The organism is Staphylococcus ratti (assembly GCF_020883535.1).
GTDB classification, from domain to species: Bacteria; Bacillota; Bacilli; order Staphylococcales; family Staphylococcaceae; genus Staphylococcus; species Staphylococcus ratti.
Genome location: NZ_CP086654.1, coordinates 1,999,057 through 2,017,938, shown reverse-complemented (window position 1 = coordinate 2,017,938; position 18,882 = coordinate 1,999,057). Strand labels below are relative to the sequence as shown.

At 35.0% G+C, this 18,882-nt stretch carries 17 protein-coding genes; 8 read left to right on the top strand and 9 right to left on the bottom strand.

Annotated features, from left to right (window positions below; genetic code table 11):
• Window positions 1-85: 85 nt before the first annotated feature.
• From mntC to LN051_RS09800, 3 genes are read right to left on the bottom strand one after another with little or no spacing between them, the layout of a single operon-like run.
• Window positions 86-1,000, bottom strand: a complete 915-nt coding sequence (gene mntC, locus LN051_RS09810; protein ID WP_229293668.1) for a manganese ABC transporter substrate-binding lipoprotein MntC — start codon at window positions 998-1,000, stop codon at window positions 86-88.
• Window positions 1,000-1,839 carry a metal ABC transporter permease gene (locus tag LN051_RS09805; protein WP_229292349.1) on the bottom strand — a complete coding sequence of 280 codons (840 nt, stop codon included), beginning with the start codon at window positions 1,837-1,839 and terminating at the stop codon, window positions 1,000-1,002. The genes mntC and LN051_RS09805 overlap by 1 nt, the downstream gene beginning before the upstream one ends.
• Complete coding sequence (locus LN051_RS09800; protein ID WP_229292348.1) at window positions 1,814-2,593, bottom strand: metal ABC transporter ATP-binding protein; 780 nt, start codon at window positions 2,591-2,593, stop codon at window positions 1,814-1,816. The genes LN051_RS09805 and LN051_RS09800 overlap by 26 nt, the downstream gene beginning before the upstream one ends.
• Before the next feature lie 120 nt (window positions 2,594-2,713).
• Between LN051_RS09800 and LN051_RS09795 the strand changes: the two genes are divergently transcribed.
• A complete protein-coding gene (locus tag LN051_RS09795; protein ID WP_229292347.1) occupies window positions 2,714-3,364 on the top strand; it encodes a metal-dependent transcriptional regulator in 651 nt (216 codons plus the stop codon).
• Between the two features lie 49 nt (window positions 3,365-3,413).
• Here LN051_RS09795 and LN051_RS09790 read toward each other — a convergent pair whose 3' ends face one another.
• Entirely contained in the window at window positions 3,414-4,157 is a 744-nt protein-coding gene (locus LN051_RS09790) for a M50 family metallopeptidase (protein ID WP_229292346.1), read from the bottom strand.
• Between the two features lie 525 nt (window positions 4,158-4,682).
• Between LN051_RS09790 and tarA the strand changes: the two genes are divergently transcribed.
• Window positions 4,683-5,453 carry an N-acetylglucosaminyldiphosphoundecaprenol N-acetyl-beta-D-mannosaminyltransferase TarA gene (tarA, locus tag LN051_RS09785; protein ID WP_338061517.1) on the top strand — a complete coding sequence of 257 codons (771 nt, stop codon included), beginning with the start codon at window positions 4,683-4,685 and terminating at the stop codon, window positions 5,451-5,453.
• Window positions 5,454-5,621: 168 nt separating this feature from the next.
• Here tarA and tagH read toward each other — a convergent pair whose 3' ends face one another.
• Window positions 5,622-6,416 (bottom strand): teichoic acids export ABC transporter ATP-binding subunit TagH, encoded by a 795-nt coding sequence (gene tagH / locus LN051_RS09780; protein ID WP_229292345.1) that lies wholly within the window; start codon window positions 6,414-6,416, stop codon window positions 5,622-5,624.
• 428 nt (window positions 6,417-6,844) lie between these two features.
• Here tagH and LN051_RS09775 point away from each other — a divergent pair, with 428 nt between their 5' ends.
• The 3 genes from LN051_RS09775 to tagD all read left to right on the top strand — a co-directional run bounded on the left by LN051_RS09775 (window position 6,845) and on the right by tagD (window position 9,531).
• Window positions 6,845-7,648: an ABC transporter permease gene (locus LN051_RS09775; RefSeq protein WP_229292344.1), complete on the top strand. Its 804-nt coding sequence runs from the start codon at window positions 6,845-6,847 to the stop codon at window positions 7,646-7,648.
• A 211-nt stretch (window positions 7,649-7,859) separates the two neighbouring features.
• Window positions 7,860-8,951, top strand: a complete 1,092-nt coding sequence (gene tarB, locus LN051_RS09770) for a teichoic acid glycerol-phosphate primase TarB (RefSeq protein WP_338061512.1) — start codon at window positions 7,860-7,862, stop codon at window positions 8,949-8,951.
• Window positions 8,952-9,132: 181 nt separating this feature from the next.
• Window positions 9,133-9,531, top strand: a complete 399-nt coding sequence (tagD, locus tag LN051_RS09765; protein WP_229292343.1) for a glycerol-3-phosphate cytidylyltransferase — start codon at window positions 9,133-9,135, stop codon at window positions 9,529-9,531.
• A 315-nt stretch (window positions 9,532-9,846) separates the two neighbouring features.
• Here tagD and pbp4 read toward each other — a convergent pair whose 3' ends face one another.
• Window positions 9,847-11,130 (bottom strand): penicillin-binding protein PBP4, encoded by a 1,284-nt coding sequence (gene pbp4 / locus LN051_RS09760; RefSeq protein WP_229292342.1) that lies wholly within the window; start codon window positions 11,128-11,130, stop codon window positions 9,847-9,849.
• Between the two features lie 425 nt (window positions 11,131-11,555).
• Between pbp4 and LN051_RS09755 the strand changes: the two genes are divergently transcribed.
• A complete protein-coding gene (locus LN051_RS09755; protein WP_229292341.1) occupies window positions 11,556-13,277 on the top strand; it encodes an ABC transporter ATP-binding protein in 1,722 nt (573 codons plus the stop codon).
• A gap of 67 nt (window positions 13,278-13,344) precedes the next feature.
• Here the strand turns inward: LN051_RS09755 and LN051_RS09750 are convergent, their stop codons facing one another.
• Genes LN051_RS09750 through LN051_RS09740 form a run of 3 tightly spaced genes read right to left on the bottom strand, consistent with a single transcriptional unit; the run spans window position 13,345 to window position 15,742 of the window.
• The gene (locus LN051_RS09750) at window positions 13,345-13,506 is read right to left on the bottom strand and encodes a FeoB-associated Cys-rich membrane protein (RefSeq protein WP_229292340.1); all 162 of its coding nucleotides are present in this window, start codon (window positions 13,504-13,506) and stop codon (window positions 13,345-13,347) included.
• A gap of 12 nt (window positions 13,507-13,518) precedes the next feature.
• A complete protein-coding gene (gene feoB / locus LN051_RS09745; RefSeq protein WP_229292339.1) occupies window positions 13,519-15,513 on the bottom strand; it encodes a ferrous iron transport protein B in 1,995 nt (664 codons plus the stop codon).
• Entirely contained in the window at window positions 15,506-15,742 is a 237-nt protein-coding gene (locus LN051_RS09740; RefSeq protein WP_229292338.1) for a FeoA family protein, read from the bottom strand. Before LN051_RS09740 ends, feoB begins: the two co-directional genes overlap by 8 nt.
• Window positions 15,743-16,015: 273 nt before the next feature.
• Between LN051_RS09740 and LN051_RS09735 the strand changes: the two genes are divergently transcribed.
• Both LN051_RS09735 and LN051_RS09730 read left to right on the top strand, forming a co-directional pair.
• Window positions 16,016-17,239, top strand: coding sequence for a NupC/NupG family nucleoside CNT transporter (locus LN051_RS09735; protein WP_229292337.1), 1,224 nt, complete (start codon window positions 16,016-16,018; stop codon window positions 17,237-17,239).
• Window positions 17,240-17,891: 652 nt separating this feature from the next.
• Window positions 17,892-18,725 (top strand): YitT family protein, encoded by an 834-nt coding sequence (locus LN051_RS09730; protein WP_229292336.1) that lies wholly within the window; start codon window positions 17,892-17,894, stop codon window positions 18,723-18,725.
• The last annotated feature ends 157 nt before the right edge of the window (window positions 18,726-18,882 follow it).

The following is an 18,882-nucleotide window of genomic DNA, read 5'->3' as shown; positions in this document are numbered from 1 at the left end:
CAGAGGATAGCGTCATAGATTTAAAGAAAATAGTAATAGAAAAGAGGTAAGGAATTCAAATTAAATTCCTTACCTCTTTTTATGTTTATTTCATGCTATCATGAATTGTTTTAATGTTCGACGCCATCATTTTGTAGTATGAGTCTCCGTCGCTACCTTCTTTACCTATTGAATCTGTATAAACAGTACCATATATTTTAGCACCTGTGTCTTCGCTTAAGCGTTTCATGGCTTTATCGCTAACACTTGTTTCTTGAAGGAGGTGTTTCATGTTGTTTGATTTTACAAAATCAATGGCTTGCTTCATTTGTTGTGGTGTACCTTGGTTTTCTGTGTTAATTTCCCAAATGAAACCTGGTTTGATGTCATATTGTTTAGCGAAGTATTTGAATGCACCTTCACTTGTAATCATGACGCGTTTTTCTTTTGGAATGTCATTAAATTCATTATGACTCTTCTTGTTAAGAGATTTGAGTTCATCTAGATATTTGTTACCTTGCTTTTGATAGTCTTTTTGATGTAATTTATCAGCAGCTTCTAAACCTTCTTGAATACGTTCAACATATTTAATACCATTTTCTAAGCTTAACCAAGCGTGTGGGTCAATGTGTGCTTCTGATTTTTCGTTACCATTTAAGTAAATCGGCTTTACTTTTTCTGATGCTTGAATAACATTTTTATCTTTTAAAGATTTATTTGCTTCTTTTAATGCTTTTTCAAACCAACCGTTACCACTTTCTAAGTTGAAGCCGTTATAAATAACAACATCTGCGTCAGCAAGTGCTTTAATATCTTTTGGTTTAATTTCATATTCATGAGGGTCTTGTCCAATTGGAACAATACTGTGAATTTCCGCACGATCGCCGGCTACATTTTTAGCCATATCGTAAAGAATAGAGTTCGTTGTCACTACTTTAAGTTTGTCATTTTTTTCTGTTTTGCCGAAGCCACAAGCTGTAAGCATGACTGCAACAAGTAAAACAGCAAGAATACGTTTAATCATGTTTGTGGGGTCGCTCCTTTATGTATTTTAGATTTGATTTTAATGTAAATAACACTCAACACGTAAAGTGTTGCTGCAATTAATACGATAACTGCACCACTTGGTAAATTCAGCTGGAAACTAATATAAATGCCAACCGTTGCACTAATCACACTACAAATACAAGAAATCAATAGCATTGTGGAGAGCTTATTCGCTACCAAATATGCAGTAGATGCAGGCGTGATTAATAATGCGACGACTAAAATGACACCTACAGTTTGAACACTTGTAACAATAACAAGTGCCAATAGCAACATTACTAAATAATGTATAGCGCGTGTAGGGAGGCCATTCATACGACTAAAGATTGGATCAAACGTCGATATCTTTAATGGACGATAAAGTAAAAGTATAAGAATGATGACACAAAGACTAATCCAAAGCGTCGTATTAAAGGCATCATCTGTTATCGCGAGAATGTTACCAAATAAAATATGGTAAAGGTCCGTAGTGGACTGTATCGCACTAATTAATATAATCCCTGTAGCAAGGAAGGTTGTAAAAATGATACCGATGGCGGCATCTTTTTTAGTTTTGGTTGTGTCTGAAATATAACCAATACATAAACTACTTAAAACACCTGTAACTAATGCTCCAATAAACATAGGAATATTTAGGAGGAATGAGATGGCTACACCGGGTAGCACCGCATGACTCATTGCGTCTCCCATTAAGGAAAGACCTCTTAACAATATAAAACACCCAACGACACCGCAAACAGCACCTACAAGTATGGCCGTTAATAAGGCACGCGTTAAAAAAGGGTATTCAACGAGATGTTGAAGGAATGCCATGATTAGAATGCTCCTTTAATTGAAATTGATGTGTTCTATTTTCATTTGCATGCAAAGATGCAAGAAATGTTTGCTCTATGTTTGCAGGCGTTAACACATCACGGGTAGGTCCAAAAAATTGGATACTTTGATTGAGTAATAAAACGCGATCAAAATAATTTGAAGCGGTAGATAAATCGTGATGAACGATAATAATTAATTTCCCTTCGCTTTTAAGGGCATTTAATTTTTGTATAATCATTTTCTCACTCTTAAAATCTATGCCTACAAAAGGTTCATCTAAAATGTAGATATCATGTGTACGCATTAAAGTACGTGCTAAAATGACACGTTGTAATTGCCCGCCACTTAATGTGTGGAGAGGACGTTTGCGTAGATCAAATAATTCTAATTCTTGCAATAATAGATGACACTGTTGACGTTTTTGGTTCGGGATACGCTTAAACCACCCTATTTCATCATAGCTCCCTGATAACACTAAAGATTCAACATCAATCGGAAAATCAAGGTCTAAAGTCATTTTTTGAGGAACATAAGCGATACGGCGTTTTTGATTGCTTAAAGGTTTCCCATTTAATTCGATGCGCCCTTGGTAGCGCAGTTCACCAACCAATGTTTTAACTAATGTTGACTTACCACTACCATTTGGACCCATTATACCTACTATTTCTCCTTTTAAAGGTAACTTTAAAGAAATGTTTTTAAGTACATGTTTATGTTGAAGGGTAAGGTTTAAGTTGTTGATTTCAATCATGTTAACACAACCTTTCAAATAATTTAGGTAACCCTAATAAAACTATATTATAAAGTGAAATTTGTCAAAGTCAAGTTGTTTCGTGATACAATAAGGTGAATATTTTTAAGAGGTGAAAATATGTTAACTGAGGAAAAAGAGGATTATCTCAAAGCGATATTGGGTCATGGTGGTAAAACGCACTACGTTTCAAATAAGACACTCTCTCAGTTTCTGAATATAAAACCCCCATCTGTAAGTGAAATGGTGGGGCGATTAGAAAAAGAAGGTTATGTTGAAACTAAGCCATATAAAGGTGTGAAGTTGTCTGCAAAAGGTTTGTCAGCAACACTTGATATTATTAAACGCCATCGTTTAATCGAGTTGTTTCTTATAGAAATTATGAATTATACATGGGAAGAAGTTCACGAGGAAGCGGAAGTTTTAGAACATCGAGTGTCAAACTTATTCGTCAAACGTTTAGATGAGTTGCTTAATTATCCAGAAACTTGTCCGCATGGCGGTACGATTCCGAGAAGTCATGATTTTGAAGAACGTTACAATACCCCTTTAATTGATTTTGAAGCGGGTGATAAGGTAATTTTAAGACGTGTAAGAGATAAATCAGAACTTTTAATTTATTTGTCTAGCAAAACAATTCAAATCGGCGATACGATAGAAATTGTAAGTAAAGATGACATCAATCAAATGCTTGAAATAAAAAATGGCCAACAAACAGTCATTTTAAGTTATCAAAATGCGCAAGTCATTTTTGCAGAAAAAATAGCATAACAATGAGGGGGACAACGAAATACATCAGATTTCGTTGTCCCCCTCGTTATTAAGCAAATAATTGTTGAAAAAGAAAATAGAGACTCGTGAAGTTCAGTATCACCCAAATACTTGAATAGAATAGTGTTGGAATGTGCGTCAATGCGCTTAACGCGCTACCATCCCAAGACGGTTTTGGCCTTGCGAATGTGAGTTGGGCAATCGATACAGTTGATTGTATCACTTCCCCTAATAATGTACCGAGTAAAAAATGATAAATTAACATATAAATGAAAGAATAATTCGTTAAGTTTTCAGATTGTATACCTAGATACGTCGTTAAACTTAAAAATAATATAATTAGGATAGGTGTTATTTTACGTGAAGTAACAAAGGTAAAATAAAGAAATATGAATATATAAAACAATATAAATAAAGCGCCGTAACCTTTACTTTGAAGAATTAATCCTACGCTTAACATAAATGGAGGCATGACATAGCCCCCTAAAGTGGTCCATATTTGGCCTAAACGTGAACGTGATTTTGTAATAGCGTAGCCTTGTTGGCCTGTAGCTTTTCTTTCGCTACGTTTCACTACCACAACAAAATCAACTGCTTTTCCGCCACTTAAACGATTAAAAAGAATGTGACCAAACTCGTGTGTTAAAACAGGAATATAATTTAAGACAATATCTATAACAGAAAATATTGGGCGATTTTGATAATAATGACTGATTAAATAGAGCAGTGTGACAACGAATAACAAAATGATAGATATTGGAACAGGTGAGATGAGCCATGTTTGTTCTGGCATGTAGCTCGTCCTTTCTAAACATAATTAGATTTAGTATATGAGAAATTAAAACATTTTGACTATAGACTTCAGACGTATTTTCTGGAAGCTTTATTAATTTAATATATCGTCCTTGATAGCTTCTTAAGACAGTAAGCGTGAACTTACAGTGAGTGTATTACGTCTTCTCATCATTATATTCAACTATATCATCAATTCAAAATAATTTTTAATCACTTAAAGCAGCGGCTTTAATCCATTTTTAGCGTTTAACAGAGAGGATAGTACAGTTTTTAGTTGATATGGATAAGATTGAATGAATTTGAAATTGTGATTAAGAGTAACAATAAACTTATAGACCTTTTATTTTAATAGCTCATACTTTAGTATTAAAAATGTTTATTTAACTTGATTTAAGTATAAAATATGTTAAAGTTACATAAATGATATGTAAAAATTATGTAAATATATCGAAGGAATGAAGGTGAGACTGTGGTGAAAGTGTTGCCAGATATAAAAAAAGAGCACGCTTTACCTAGTCATGAAATCGTTTCGACACAAAATGAATATCCACTTGAAAAAGCTAAAGCACAAGTTCAAGTATTAGATATCATGTTCGATAACGTCACATTACTAGATATGCGTGAACACATTTTACGGTACATGCACACATCTACAACACACAATCTTTTTGTAGTTACAGCGAATCCAGAAATTGTTCATTATGCTTCTGAAGAGCCGATGTACCAAAGTATTATTAACAAAGCAGATTATATTATTCCCGATGGTACGGGAATCGTAAAAGCTGCACGTATTCTAGGGCAACCATTGCAAGAGAGAGTGCCTGGTATTGAAGTGATGGAACATTGTTTAGACATAGCTGATATTGAACATCGAAAAGTTTTCTTACTTGGGGCAACATCTCCAGTAGTGGAGAAAGCGGCACGCCGTATTAAACGCAAGTATCCTAATTTAGAAATACAAACACATCATGGTTTTATCGATGTTACAGATTTAGAAGTTGTTGAAGCCATTCGTGCGTTTAATCCAGATTTTATTTTCGTTGGAATGGGATACCCTAAACAAGAACAATGGATTCAACATCATCGCCATCATTTTGATCATACAATGATGATGGGAGTTGGAGGCTCGATTGATGTCTTTAGTGGCGAAGTAAAGCGTGCGCCTTACATTTGGCGCGCATTAAACCTAGAATGGGTTTACAGAGGCATTACAGATATTAAACGAATCCATCGTTTTAAACGTATTCCAAAATTTGTACTCGCTGTTTTTAAACAAAAATATTTTAAAACATAAAAAACGTATTTCCGTTTAACTTTGTGGAAATACGTTTTTGTTATTGATGCTTAAATGTATGATCGTGACTGTTATAGGGTAAAGCGTAATAGATAAGGTGTATAGAGAGGCGAAGTGCGAAAACGCAATATGATGCGTCATTATCTTAGTTGCGCTTACGTATTCACCTTATTTGATTTCAAAACGATTTTCGTCTAATTGCTTTCTAAATGCTTTTTGTTCAGCAACGGATTTTTTCTTAAAGTCTTTCAAGAAAGCTTCATATTTAGGCAAGATATCATCTACTGAACCAAAATCTTTCAAGCGACCTGCCTCAATCCACGCAATCTTTGTGCAGAATTCACGGACTTGTCGGAGGTTATGGCTAACGAAAAAGATTGTTTTCTCAGCTTCTTTGAACTCATATATTTTCTTTAAACTTTTTTGTGTGAATGTTTGGTCACCTACAGAAAGGGCTTCGTCTATCACTAGAATTTCAGGATTAATGGTTACACTAATAGAAAAACCGAGTTTTGAACGCATACCGCTTGAATATTTTTTAACAGGTTGATAAATAAATTCACCTAATTCACTAAATTCAACGATTTGCGGTGTAAGAGCTTTAATTTGATGCTTATTAAATCCCATGCATAACATTTTAAACTCAATGTTTTCCATCCCAGTTAAGTTACCATTTAACCCTGCATTAATTGCGATGACACTGACATCGCCAGCTTTATCAATGCGACCATGCGTAGGGGTGAGTGAGCCACCTATCATGTTGCTGAGCGTTGATTTTCCGGAGCCATTAATGCCAACTAAGCCGATGACATCGCCAGCATACGCTTGTATAGAAATATTTTTTAAAGCATAAAAGGTTTTGTTTTTATTTTTTGGCCATAAAGCATCTTTAATACGCTCTTTATTGTTACGATAGATGCGATATTCCTTTGTGACGTGATCAATATTTACTGTTGGTTTCATTGTTCAACATTCCTAACTTAAAATGTTTAATCCGCGTTTGCACCTCGCGGATGAATTGTGAGTGAAATTGAATGCGGTGTGTCTCGTGTTAAGAGACCACATGGTCTAGTTGAAATGGTGAGAGAATGCATTGTACATAATTTTTACAATATCATGAATTTGATATATATAGATTTAATAATCTTTGTTTGTTTGACTTTCATCTAACATTAATTTTAGATTATAATCATATTACTAATTAGTTGTTTATTTTGTAAAGCTATTGTAAATTATTTAAGGATACAATGATTAATTTTACTTAAAGCAATTCATTATTTCAATTAAAGAATATGCGATATACACGAGTGGGTCAAACTAAAAATAAAGTGGGAGTTTATTTTTGTGTATTGGACGTCCATGCATTGTCGCATGTGAAAGCGTGGTCAGTTATGAAATCTGTTTTAACCGTGCTAACAGAGCACGTAAAGAGTTTTTATCTTGTTCAACGTTTAGCACAGTTCCAACTGAAAATCACAAACCATAATAATTATCTGGGTTTAGCGTGGGAAATCATAAACCCGGTTATTCAAATTATGGTATATTGGTTTGTCTTTGGTTTTGGAATTCGAAGCAATCATCCGATTGATGGCATTCCATTTATTTATTGGTTACTCGTTGGCATTAGCATGTGGTTCTTTATCAATCAAGGGATTTTAGAAGGGACAAAATCCATTACGATGAAGTATGGTCAAGTGGCGAAAATGAATTTCCCACTATCCATTATCCCGACTTATATTGTGACAAGTAAGTTATACGGACATCTTGTACTGGTGTTTGCGATTGTTGCATTATGTACCGTTGTTGGGATTCCACCTTCTATATATATTATCCAATTAATTATATATATCCCGTTTGCGTATTTGATTACAACTTCTATCGCATTGTTGACTTCTACATTAGGTGTCCTCGTGCGAGATACGCAAATGGCGATGCAAGCTTTATTAAGGGTTCTTTTCTATGCGTCACCGATACTTTGGGTACCTAAACCAGGTTCGTTGCCAGAAAAGATTATGATGTTTAATCCAATTTATTTCATTGCAGAGAGTTATCGTGCGGCAATATTATTCCATGAATGGTATTTTATTGAGCATGGGGAACTCGCTTTATATAACATATTTGTTACAGTAGTATTCTTTGTTGTTGGGTCGATGTTGCATATGCGCTACAGAGATCACTTTGCAGACTTTATGTAATGATACAAAGAAGCATAATAATGAGTAGGGATGGGTAGAAATTTTATTTATAAATGGAATTTCGTAATGCCATACCGGCAAGGATGACTCGAAAAAAAGAAATTTAAGCGCAATTTTGTTCAGTCATTCATTGTCAATACTTTAATGAAGGCTGGCGCACATGTTGTCCAGCTTTTTTCTATAAACAAATCATATAAGGCGGTGCATCGAAATGATACGCTATTGGCTTAAAGAGTGTTACATGAATGTGCTTCGTTTTTTGATGCTTTTCTTTCAAAAACGAAGTATAGATGCCAATCATGTCGTAGTATTAATGAGCTTTAAAGAGGATCTTTTTCCTCTCATTCAAAAATTAAATGAGCAAGGATTTCGAGTGACAGTATTTGCTAAACGAGAGCATCTGAATGCATTAAAAAATATTGAAGGTATATCGAGCTATAAAATGCGTCCAATTAATGTTTTAAGACAGTTATGTGCAATGGCAAATGCCAAAGTCATTTTTATTGATAATTTGTATTTATTAATGGCCGGTTTTGCGAAGAAAGAGGGTCAAACGGTTATTCAAACATGGCACGCAGCGGGCGCTTTGAAACAATTTGGTTTCAAAGATCGTGCAGTTAATCATGATAATGTTAAAATGGTCAGGCAATACGAAAAAGTCTATGAAGCGACGGATAAATATTTGGTTGGAAGCGCTCAAATGGCGACGTGTTTTCAGCATGCATTTGGTGCTAACTATGAACAACTTGTCAATTTTGGGGTCCCCAGGCTATCTCGATATTTCCAAACGGATATAGAAGCACATCAAGAACAGCTTAAGGCTGAATTGGGGCTTGGTGGAAAAATTGCGGTCTATTTGCCTACATATCGAGAAGACGGCATGACCAATCGAATTTTAAATAAAAAAGCGTTTGAAGCAGCGTTGCCAGAATATACACTTTTAACGCATTACCATCCAGCTGTTCAAACAGCGTCAGACGATTATGGATTGTCTGTGTTTGAGCTAATCGTACTCGCAGACGTTATCATTTCAGACTATAGTTCATTACCAATTGAAGCGAGTTTAATTCAAAAGCCGACGTTGTTTTATGTGTATGATGAACAAACTTATGAAAAGGCACGAGGATTAAATACGTATTTTTATAATATCCCTATCCGTTACAAAGTGTATAGAGAAAAGGATATTTACCAACGCCTTAAACAATATAACTTAAAACCATTATTTGAAGATTGGCATGAATATAACAAACCGTCTACATTGAACCAAATCGCAATTTATGTGGACCGTCTGACAAAAATATAAGTCGTGTAGATTCAAAATATGCAAAAGATTTCACGTGAATAGTATTGACTCGATTAAATAAATACTTACATGTAAAATAATATAATTATAAATAGAGATTTCTAATTGTGTATGTAATTTTCACATGCTATACTTTTATCATATGTAAAGATTAGATTAAAAATATTAAGGAGGCGTAAATGTGAAACGAGTCATAACTTATGGAACGTATGATCTTTTACACTACGGACATATCGAATTATTACGCCGTGCAAGGGAAATGGGAGACTATCTCGTTGTTGCACTATCTAGTGATGAATTTAATCGCATTAAAAATAAAAAATCTTATTATAATTTCGAACAACGAAAGATGATGTTAGAATCTATTCGTTATGTAGATTTAGTCATTCCTGAAAATGACTGGTCTCAAAAAGAAACAGATGTTGAAAAATATGAAATTGACACCTTTGTAATGGGACACGATTGGGAAGGTGAGTTTGACTTCCTTAAAGATAAATGTGAAGTTATTTATCTTAAACGTACAGAAGGTATCTCAACAACACAAATTAAAAAAGAATTATATGGCAAAGATGCAAAATAGAGTTAGGACGGGATTCCTGACTCTATTTTTTTATTAAAGATTGAAGTGTTATTCTTCGGAAAATATGTGAAAGATACGAAATAATTGAAGCAAAGGCATGTGAAAATTATAAACAATAATAGAGTGATATCATTATAGGTTAAATATCAATGAGGAATTTCTGGACCTGTTTACTGATGAGGAAACAAATAAAAGAATGAAATGTAGCAAGATTTGTTATTTAATTTATGATTAGAGAGTGAGTTAGTTATAATAAAAAGCCATCAAAATTTTGATGGCTTTTATTAGAATACGTAATAGTGTCCTGAGTAGACGTTATTTGCGACGATTAAATATTAAAGAGAGTAAATAATAAATGATAACAGATAAGAAACCGACTAAGAATAATGATCCGAGAATCGTTAAGATTGGATGAGCTTGCCATGAACTCATGACAAAAGACTTGGATTCATAAATAATAGGCTTTTCTACAGTTACTTTTGGTGGTCCGTACGCTTTCGAGATAAATTGTCGCTCATATTGTAAGTGCACTTCGCCTTGTTCAATCATAAGGTGATAAGGTTTGGACATATTTTTAGGGACGACGTCATATAAATCTTCGGTAACGTAATAGTTTTTGCCATTGATTTTGTGTTCGCCTTTAGACAAGATTTTCTTATATGCGTACTGGTCGAATGAAGCATTAATTGTACTGGCGCTCATCATGTTACGTTCTTTTTCTCCGCCAAGATTTTTGTAATCGCCAGCGCCCATAATGACATGGAAAATACGAAATTTTCCACGTTTAGTCGTTAATGTGTTATTGTAATCTGCAAGGTCACTTGAGCCAGTTTTGAGTCCATCAGTACCAGGGAGACTCATATCGCCACCCTCCAACAAGTCATTAAATGTGTAATAAGTCACGCCATGTTGTGTGGGTGCAATTTGTTTTGTAAAGTCTAATATCTTAGGTGTATCTTTTACTGTATGTTGGGCTAAAATAGCATAATCATGTGGCGTAGATACTGAGGAAGTTTCGTGTTTATATTTTTCAGGGACGAAGTCCAGTAAGCGATAGTTTTCTGCGCCAGTGGGGTTAACGAAATGCGTTTTCGTCATCCCTAGTTGTTTAGCAGTTTGGTTCATATCATCTACAAATTTTGACGTAGAGCCAGATACTTTTTTAGCAAGAATTAAAGACGCTGCATTACTTGAAGCTGAAACTGTAATTTGTAGCAATTCTGCAATCGTGTAAGTTTCACCAGGATAGAGTTTGGTATTGCTTAACTCTGGCAATGTAGACATTCGGTAATGTGTGTCCGTTATCTTTACGGTATCATTAAGGCTCAAGTCGCCAGCTTTCACGGCTTTTAAAGTGAGATACATCGTCATTAACTTTGTCATTGACGCAGGATACCATTTTTGTTGGTCTTGATATTGATAAAGAATTTGTCCAGTTTCGCTAATATTTACAAGACCTTCAGGCTGAAAAGCATAACTAACGCCGTAGCCATATTGATTAGCGATATCTACAGGTGAGGCTGTATTTGCTTTGGTAAAAGGTGTTATAATAGTTGTAGCGAAGAATACAACTAAAATACTCAGAATTACTTTTTTCATTATGTACTCCTTCAACGGTGATGGCACTTTTTTTATAACAACTGAAAGTCTATTTTACCACAGTTTTTTTGCAAGAGGTATGTCTCTAGAGAGATAGTTCGCAAAATAACATAGGGAGTAACATAGACATTGATTTTAAAGTAATTTTGTCGTCATAATCTAGAGCGCGATAGAGACGTATACTATTCGAAAGTATCACTTAGCTCTACGCGTAGGTTAGTTATAATAGGTGTGTACGGTACATTTCCTTTGATAGAAGCATACTTTCAACTAAGACAACGGCTACACATTTATAGCGCGATGAAGCGTGTTGAATCACTGGGCAGTAATATGAGATTCAAAATGTATGAGACGTCTGTTAGTGCGACGTCTGTGTGAGGGAAGACTTGCTCTCCTATGAAAAATTATTGACGAGGTATTGAGTTATGAATAAAAAAAATCCACTGATCTATTTACTAAAGAAAATTTCCTGGCCAGTAGGTTTGATTATTGTGGCGGTGGCAATTGCATCATTGGGAAGTTTGTCAGGGTTACTCGTGCCTTGGTTTACAAAGCGCATGGTAGATGATTTCACCTTTACTTCACTTGATCCAAAGTTTATTGTCACGCTCGTGTTCGTTTTTCTTCTCAATGCGATATTAAGTGGTCTAGGTTATTATTTATTAAACAAAATAGGTGAAAAAGTGATTTATGCTATCCGTTCAGTATTGTGGAGACACATCATTCACTTAAAAATGCCTTTTTTTGATAAAAACGAAAGTGGCCAATTAATGAGTCGTTTAACAGATGATACAAAAGTAATCAATGACTTCATTTCGCAAAAATTACCTAGTTTCTTTCCAGCGGTTATCACAGTGATTGGTTCTTTAATTATGCTGTTCGTCTTAGATTGGCAAATGACACTTTTAACATTTATTACTATCCCACTTTTTGCATTAATCATTACGCCATTAGGTAAAATCATGCAAAAAATTTCAACGAGCACCCAAAATGAAATTGCAAATTTTAGTGGTTTGCTTGGACGTGTATTAACGGAAATGCGTTTAGTCAAAGTGTCTAATACAGAACACTATGAGTTAGATAAAGCGCGTCATAATTTAGATGAAATTTATAAACTTGGTTTAAAGCAAGCCAAAATTGCGGCGATAATTCAGCCGATTTCTGGAATTATCATGTTGATCACACTTGGCATGATTTTAGGTTTTGGTGGTTTACGTATTTCATCAGGGGCGATTTCTGCAGGGTCACTTGTAGCCATGATTTTTTATGTGCTTAACCTGTCTATCCCTTTAGTTAATCTTTCAACATTAGTGACAGATTATAAAAAAGCGGTAGGGGCAAGCAGTCGTATTTATGAAATACTACATGAACCTTTAGAAATCATTGAAGCTAAAGATAAAACGTATCAATTAGCTCATGGTGATCTCACTTTTGAACATGTATCATTTCGATATGATGTCAAACCAATATTAGAAGATGTTTCATTTAATATTCAGCGTGGTGCGGTAACAGCGTTTGTAGGGCCATCAGGATCAGGGAAGAGTACTTTGTTTAGCTTGATTGAACGAATGTATGAAATTGAAGCTGGTGACATTAAATACAATCAACAATCCATTTATGATATTAGTTTAAGTGATTGGCGCCATAAAATAGGCTACGTCATGCAAACTAATGCCATGATGAACGGCACAATTCGAGATAATATGTTATATGGCGTAGAGCGAGAAGTATCGCAAGAAGAGCTTGAACATTATGCGAAACTTGCCAATTGTCACGAATTTATTTCTGCATTTGAACAAGGCTACGACACGATTGTAGGAGAACGAGGATTGAAGTTGTCGGGAGGACAAAGACAACGTATTGATATTGCTCGAAGTTTTATTAAAGACCCAGATATTTTATTATTAGATGAAGCAACGGCCAATTTAGACAGTGAAAGCGAGCGTAAAATCCAAGAAGCACTAGATGTTTTAATGGAAAATCGTACGACTGTGGTTATTGCTCATCGCTTATCAACGATTAAAAAAGCAGGTCAAATTATATTTTTAGACCAAGGTCGTGTGACAGGAACAGGAAAACACGAAGAACTCATGAAAACTCATGAGAAATACCAACATTTTGTAGAAACACAAAACTTAACAACTTAATTGAAAAGAGTGATGATTGCATATTGAATTTTGCTGGTAAATTCAAAGATTACAATCATCACTCTTTTTATTTTTGTAGATGTTTAGGCAATGAGGAGGTGTCACAGTGACCATCCATATCGCAAGCACGACAGTGGCCTTGTTTGGCTTTTTTAAAGTGACGTACTAAAACGTAAATAGAATAACTGATGATGACAAGAACGAATAATAGATTAATTAATACAGTCATTGTAATAACCTCCTAAAAAATGAGTGTACTTACTTGATAAATAATGAAAGATAAGAGATAGGCGATAGTGATCGGGTAAATAACGCCAAGTAATGTCCATTTCCAAGAAGTCGTTTCTTTACGAATTGCTGCTACTGTAGCTAAACAAGGTGTATAAAGTAAAATAAAGACCATAAAGCTATAAGCAGAAAGTGCTGTAAAATGTGATGAAACTGTGGAAACTAAAGCGTCGTCATTGACGGCATAAATAATGGCCATAGCGCTAACAATAACTTCTTTTGCAAGGAAACCTGGAATTAACGTTGCAGCCGCTTGCCAACTGTTAAAGCCTAAAGGTGTTAACAGAGGGGAAAGTATTGTGCCGATGGAATGTAAAAAGCTCTGGTCTACTGGAACATCTAAACCGTGCGGACCTACATAATTTAATAACCAAATAATAACCGAACCTGCAAAGATAAATGTGCCGGCTTTTTTAACAAATCCTTTTCCTTTTTCCCATGTACTTCGCCATAATGTTTTAATCGATGGCATGCGATAAGGGGGGAGTTCGACGACAAAAATAGATGTATCTTTTTTCAACAGTGTTTTGGACAAGATATAACTCACGACTAATGCCGCAACAATCCCCAAAACGTAAAGACTTAAGACAATGAGCGCTTGATGTTGTGCAAAAAATACAGCTACAAACAAACCATACACCGGTAAACGCGCAGAACATGACATAAATGGTGTAATCAATATCGTAATCAATCTCTCTTTTTCTTCTTCAATGCTACGTGCTGCCATAATTCCTGGGACGTTACAACCAAAGCCGATAATCATAGGAATGAATGATTTTCCATTTAAACCAAAATTTTCCATAATTCTATCCATAATGACTGCAATACGCGCCATATAACCGGAATCTTCTAATAATGAAATAAAGAAAAACAAAACGAGTATTTGAGGAACGAAAACAAGGACACTTCCGACACCTGCGATAATTCCATCTGTAACCAATGCTTGAATCGGTGCATAAATGCCTAGAGTCTCCATTGAATGTTTCACGAAATCAGTTAATGGCCCTCCAAAAAATTCATCTAATTGATCTGAAAGTGGTGTTCCAACCCAAGTAAACGTAATTTGAAAGATTAACCACATTAAAGCAAGAAATATAGGGATGCCTAGAATTTTATGCGTTAATAATGCATCGATACGTTCAGTAAGATGATATTTTGATTGTGTAGGGTAGGCTACAACATCTTGTAGTAAGGCTTCAATATAGTTTTGGCGTTTGGATAATATTTCTTTTTCGACATCAATAGCGTGTGTTTGCACAAAAGATGAAATATGTTGATCTAACTTATTTTGAAGCGGCTGATCAAAAGAATTTTTAATAATTGGATTGTCTAAGATGTACTGGATGGCTATGAAACGATAATGTTTACGTTCCAATGGATAATTTTCTGGGATGTGTGCGATAACTTCTGAAATTAGAGCTTCAAGTGTAGGACCATATTGGATGACTAACGGACGACGTGGCGTCATATGTGTATCGGTTAATGCGTGCAGCATGTCACTACTTCCTTTTCCTGTACGAGCAATAACAGGAATGACAGGAAGATGGAGTTTGCGCATAAGCTTTTGATAATCAATTTGAATTCCACGCTGACTTGCGACGTCCACCATGTTCAATCCAATGATTAAAGGTGCGCCATATTCTAAGAGCTGTATTGTTAAATTAAAATTTCGTTTAATTTGAGCGGCATCAATAATATTAATCATACCGTCAAACGTGTCATTGAGGAGCGATTCAGTAACTACAGTTTCATCACGTGAAATAGGTACAAGATCATAAAGCCCTGGTAAATCAATCAGATGACCCACATGGTCTTTTAATTGTCCTACTTTCTTTTCGACAGTAACACCGCTCCAGTTGCCTACGTAGTCGTAGGAGCCTGTTAGTGCGTTAAATAATGATGTTTTACCTACATTTGGGTTGCCTAATATATAATATGCATTAGTCATGACAGTACTCCAAACAGATTTTACACGCATCACAATGACGTATAGAAATATGTTGTCCGTTGATATTGATTGTACAAGGCCCTTTAAAAAGGCCTTTTTGATGAACTTGTAATTGGCATCCTTCGATACAACCTAAAGCACGTAGGCGGTGCTTCAAATTAGTATTGTTCATATTCAATGTGGTTACTTTATAAGATACGCCAATTTCGGCGTTTGCCACATGTGTCATAAAAACCACCCATTCCATAAGTGTTAATGATAATCATTTTCAACAAAATTATATACGCATTGATACTTTTTTACAATAGCTTTTGTATGGAATGTTAGTGACAGTTTTTTCTCTTTATGTATTTGTAACGTGTCTAATTTTATTTGGTCTTAAAAATGTTCTCTAAATTGTCAAGTATTAAAAACCCATACATTTAAAAAGATATTCTCAGTAATAAAAGTGCGTGGTATACTTGAAGTGTTTAAAAACATAGAAAGGATAGGGTTTAAACCTATGTATTTAATTATCAACATAATTGGGTTATTGGTATTTATAGGTATAGCCGCACTGTTTTCAAGAGATCGCAAAAATATTCAATGGGGTTCAATTGGAATTTTAGTGCTTTTGAATTTATTCCTCGCTTGGCTATTTGTGTATTTTCCAGCAGGAACGAAGGCGGTTGAATTGGCAGCAGCAGGTATTTCATGGGTCATTGATGCAGCATTTTCTGGTGTTGGCTTTGCTTTCAAGAGTTGGACGGTAGGCGATATGGATATGGCTGTAGCTGCGCTGTTTCCAATACTTTTAGTAGTACCATTATTTGATGTTTTAATGTATTTACGAATTTTACCATTTTTTATGCGTGGTGTAGGTTGGGTTTTAGCCAAAATTACACGGCAACCTAAATTTGAGGCTTTTTTTGGTATTGAAATGATGTTTTTAGGAAATACTGAAGCAATCGCAGTATCGAGTGAACAGGTTAAACGCATTAATGATGCACGTGTGCTCACGATTGCAATGATGTCGATGAGTTCAGTTTCAGGTGCTATTGTAGGAGCTTATGTCACAATGTTACCGGGAGAACTTGTGTTAACAGCAATTCCTTTAAATATTATTAATGCGATGATTGTAGCTTCTATTTTAAATCCAGTACATATTGACGTAGATGAAGATGTCATTTATGAGTTGCGGACGAACGAAAAACGACAACCGTTCTTCTCGTTTTTAGGAGACTCGGTCTTAAATGCCGGTAAATTAGTGTTAATCATCATTGCTTTTGTAATTAGTTTCGTAGCGTTAGCAGAACTTATCGATCGTTTAATTCATCTTATTTCAGGTGGTATCGCGACGTTATTCCATGTTAAAGGGAGTATTGGTTTAGACCAAATTCTTGGTTTATTTATGTATCCTTTTGCTTTATTACTTGGTTTACCATTCGATGAGGCTTGGGTGGTCGCACAACAAATGGCGAAAAAGATTGTAACGAATGAATTTGTAGTTATGAGAGACGTAATGGGACATATTCAAGATTACAATCCTCATAGACGTGCTATTATTGCAACATTCTTAATTTCATTCGCAAACTTCTCAACAGTCGGCATGATTATTGGAACGTTGAAAGGTATCGTTAAAGAATCTACATCCGACTTTGTCTCAAAATATGTACCAATGATGTTACTTTCGGGAATTTTAGTTTCGTTATTAACTGCAGGATTTGTAGGTTTATTTGCTTGGTAAAAGCAATATAAAGCGTGTGACAGAAATCAAATAGATTTCTGTCCCGCATCATAGGTAGAGCGTTAAAATAAAAGAGCACAGTAGCTGACTGGATTGAACTGCGCTTGCTAGCTTCTTCAATCCTAGTCAGCCTTGTGGGGGCGGGACGACGAAATCAAATAGATTTCTGTCCCGCTCCCTTATTTTTACATAAAAAAGACAGCTCAGCTATTGCCGAACTGCCTTGACGGGAAATGAATAATTGGTTGATACTCGAGCAAAATATCAACTAATGAGCAAAAATCTCTCTTACTATAAACAACACAAAGGAGATGGCCTCTTGTTGACTTGCAACAAATAAGGTAATTCTTATTATACAGAAAAATAGTCTATTAGTAAACTAAAAATTCAGAAATTTATAAAATTTTTTAATCTTATCATTAAAGTATGATGTAATATTAGTGTTGATAGCTAATTAGCGCTTAGATTTTCGATGGAGATATTTAAACGAAATGAAGTGTAAAGGATATATTTTGCATGATTAAGCGTGCTTTATGTTTGGCATCATATTTACCTCTATCGCCACTGTAGTAACTGGGGTACGCTAATGCGCGAAATTGTGATAATATGGCTAGTGTTAATAGATATGAAAAATGAATAAGGGGATGATGGTGTGAAAAGAACGGTAAGGGACTTGATTTTAGTTATTATTGGCAGCTTTATTTTTGCGGCAGGTGTCAATGTGTTTATCATTTCGGGGGACCTTGGTGAAGGTGGCGTCACAGGTTTAGCAATCATTTTATACTATGCTTTTGACATCTCACCTGCATGGACTAACTTTATTGTAAATGCGGTACTGATTGCGATTGGATATAAGTTTTTAAGTAAACGAAGTATGTATTTAACTGTTTTCGCGACGGTATTGATTTCTGTCTTTTTAAGTTTAACGGAAACGTGGCATGTGAAAGCAGACGATATTTTAGTTAATGCTGTGTTTGGTGGATTAACAGTGGGTTTAGGCATTGGTGTCATTATATTAGCAGGAGGTACAACAGCGGGAACAACAATATTAGCGCGTATTGCTAATAAATATTTAGATGTAAGCACACCTTATGCGTTACTTTTTTTCGATTTCATTGTTGTAATGATTTCACTCACTGTCATTCCTTTAGATCGCGTCCTCATTACATTAATTAGTTTATATATTGGGACAAAAGTGATTGATTTTGTTATAGAAGGTTTAAATCCTAAAAAAGCGGTCACAATTATTTCTAAAGAACCTGATCGTGTTGCTAAAATGATAGACGAAGATATCGGTCGTGGTGTCACAATTTTAAACGGACGCGGCTATTTTTCTAAACAAGAAACAGACGTACTTTATGCAGTGATAAGCAAAACACAACTTTCAAGAACAAAACGATTGATACGCAAAATCGATCATAATGCGTTTGTAGTAGTTCATGATGTACGTGATGTTTATGGGAATGGTTTTTTAGTGGAAGATTAACGGTTTATAATTAACAATAGCAAATATAATGATCATTGAACTGAAAAGATATGAATATAGGATGACGAAGTGAAAGTGCACACTATCGTCATCCTATACTTTTTTATATTGACAAATTTCAAATAGAAAAGCATGTTAAAAAATGATATAATGAACA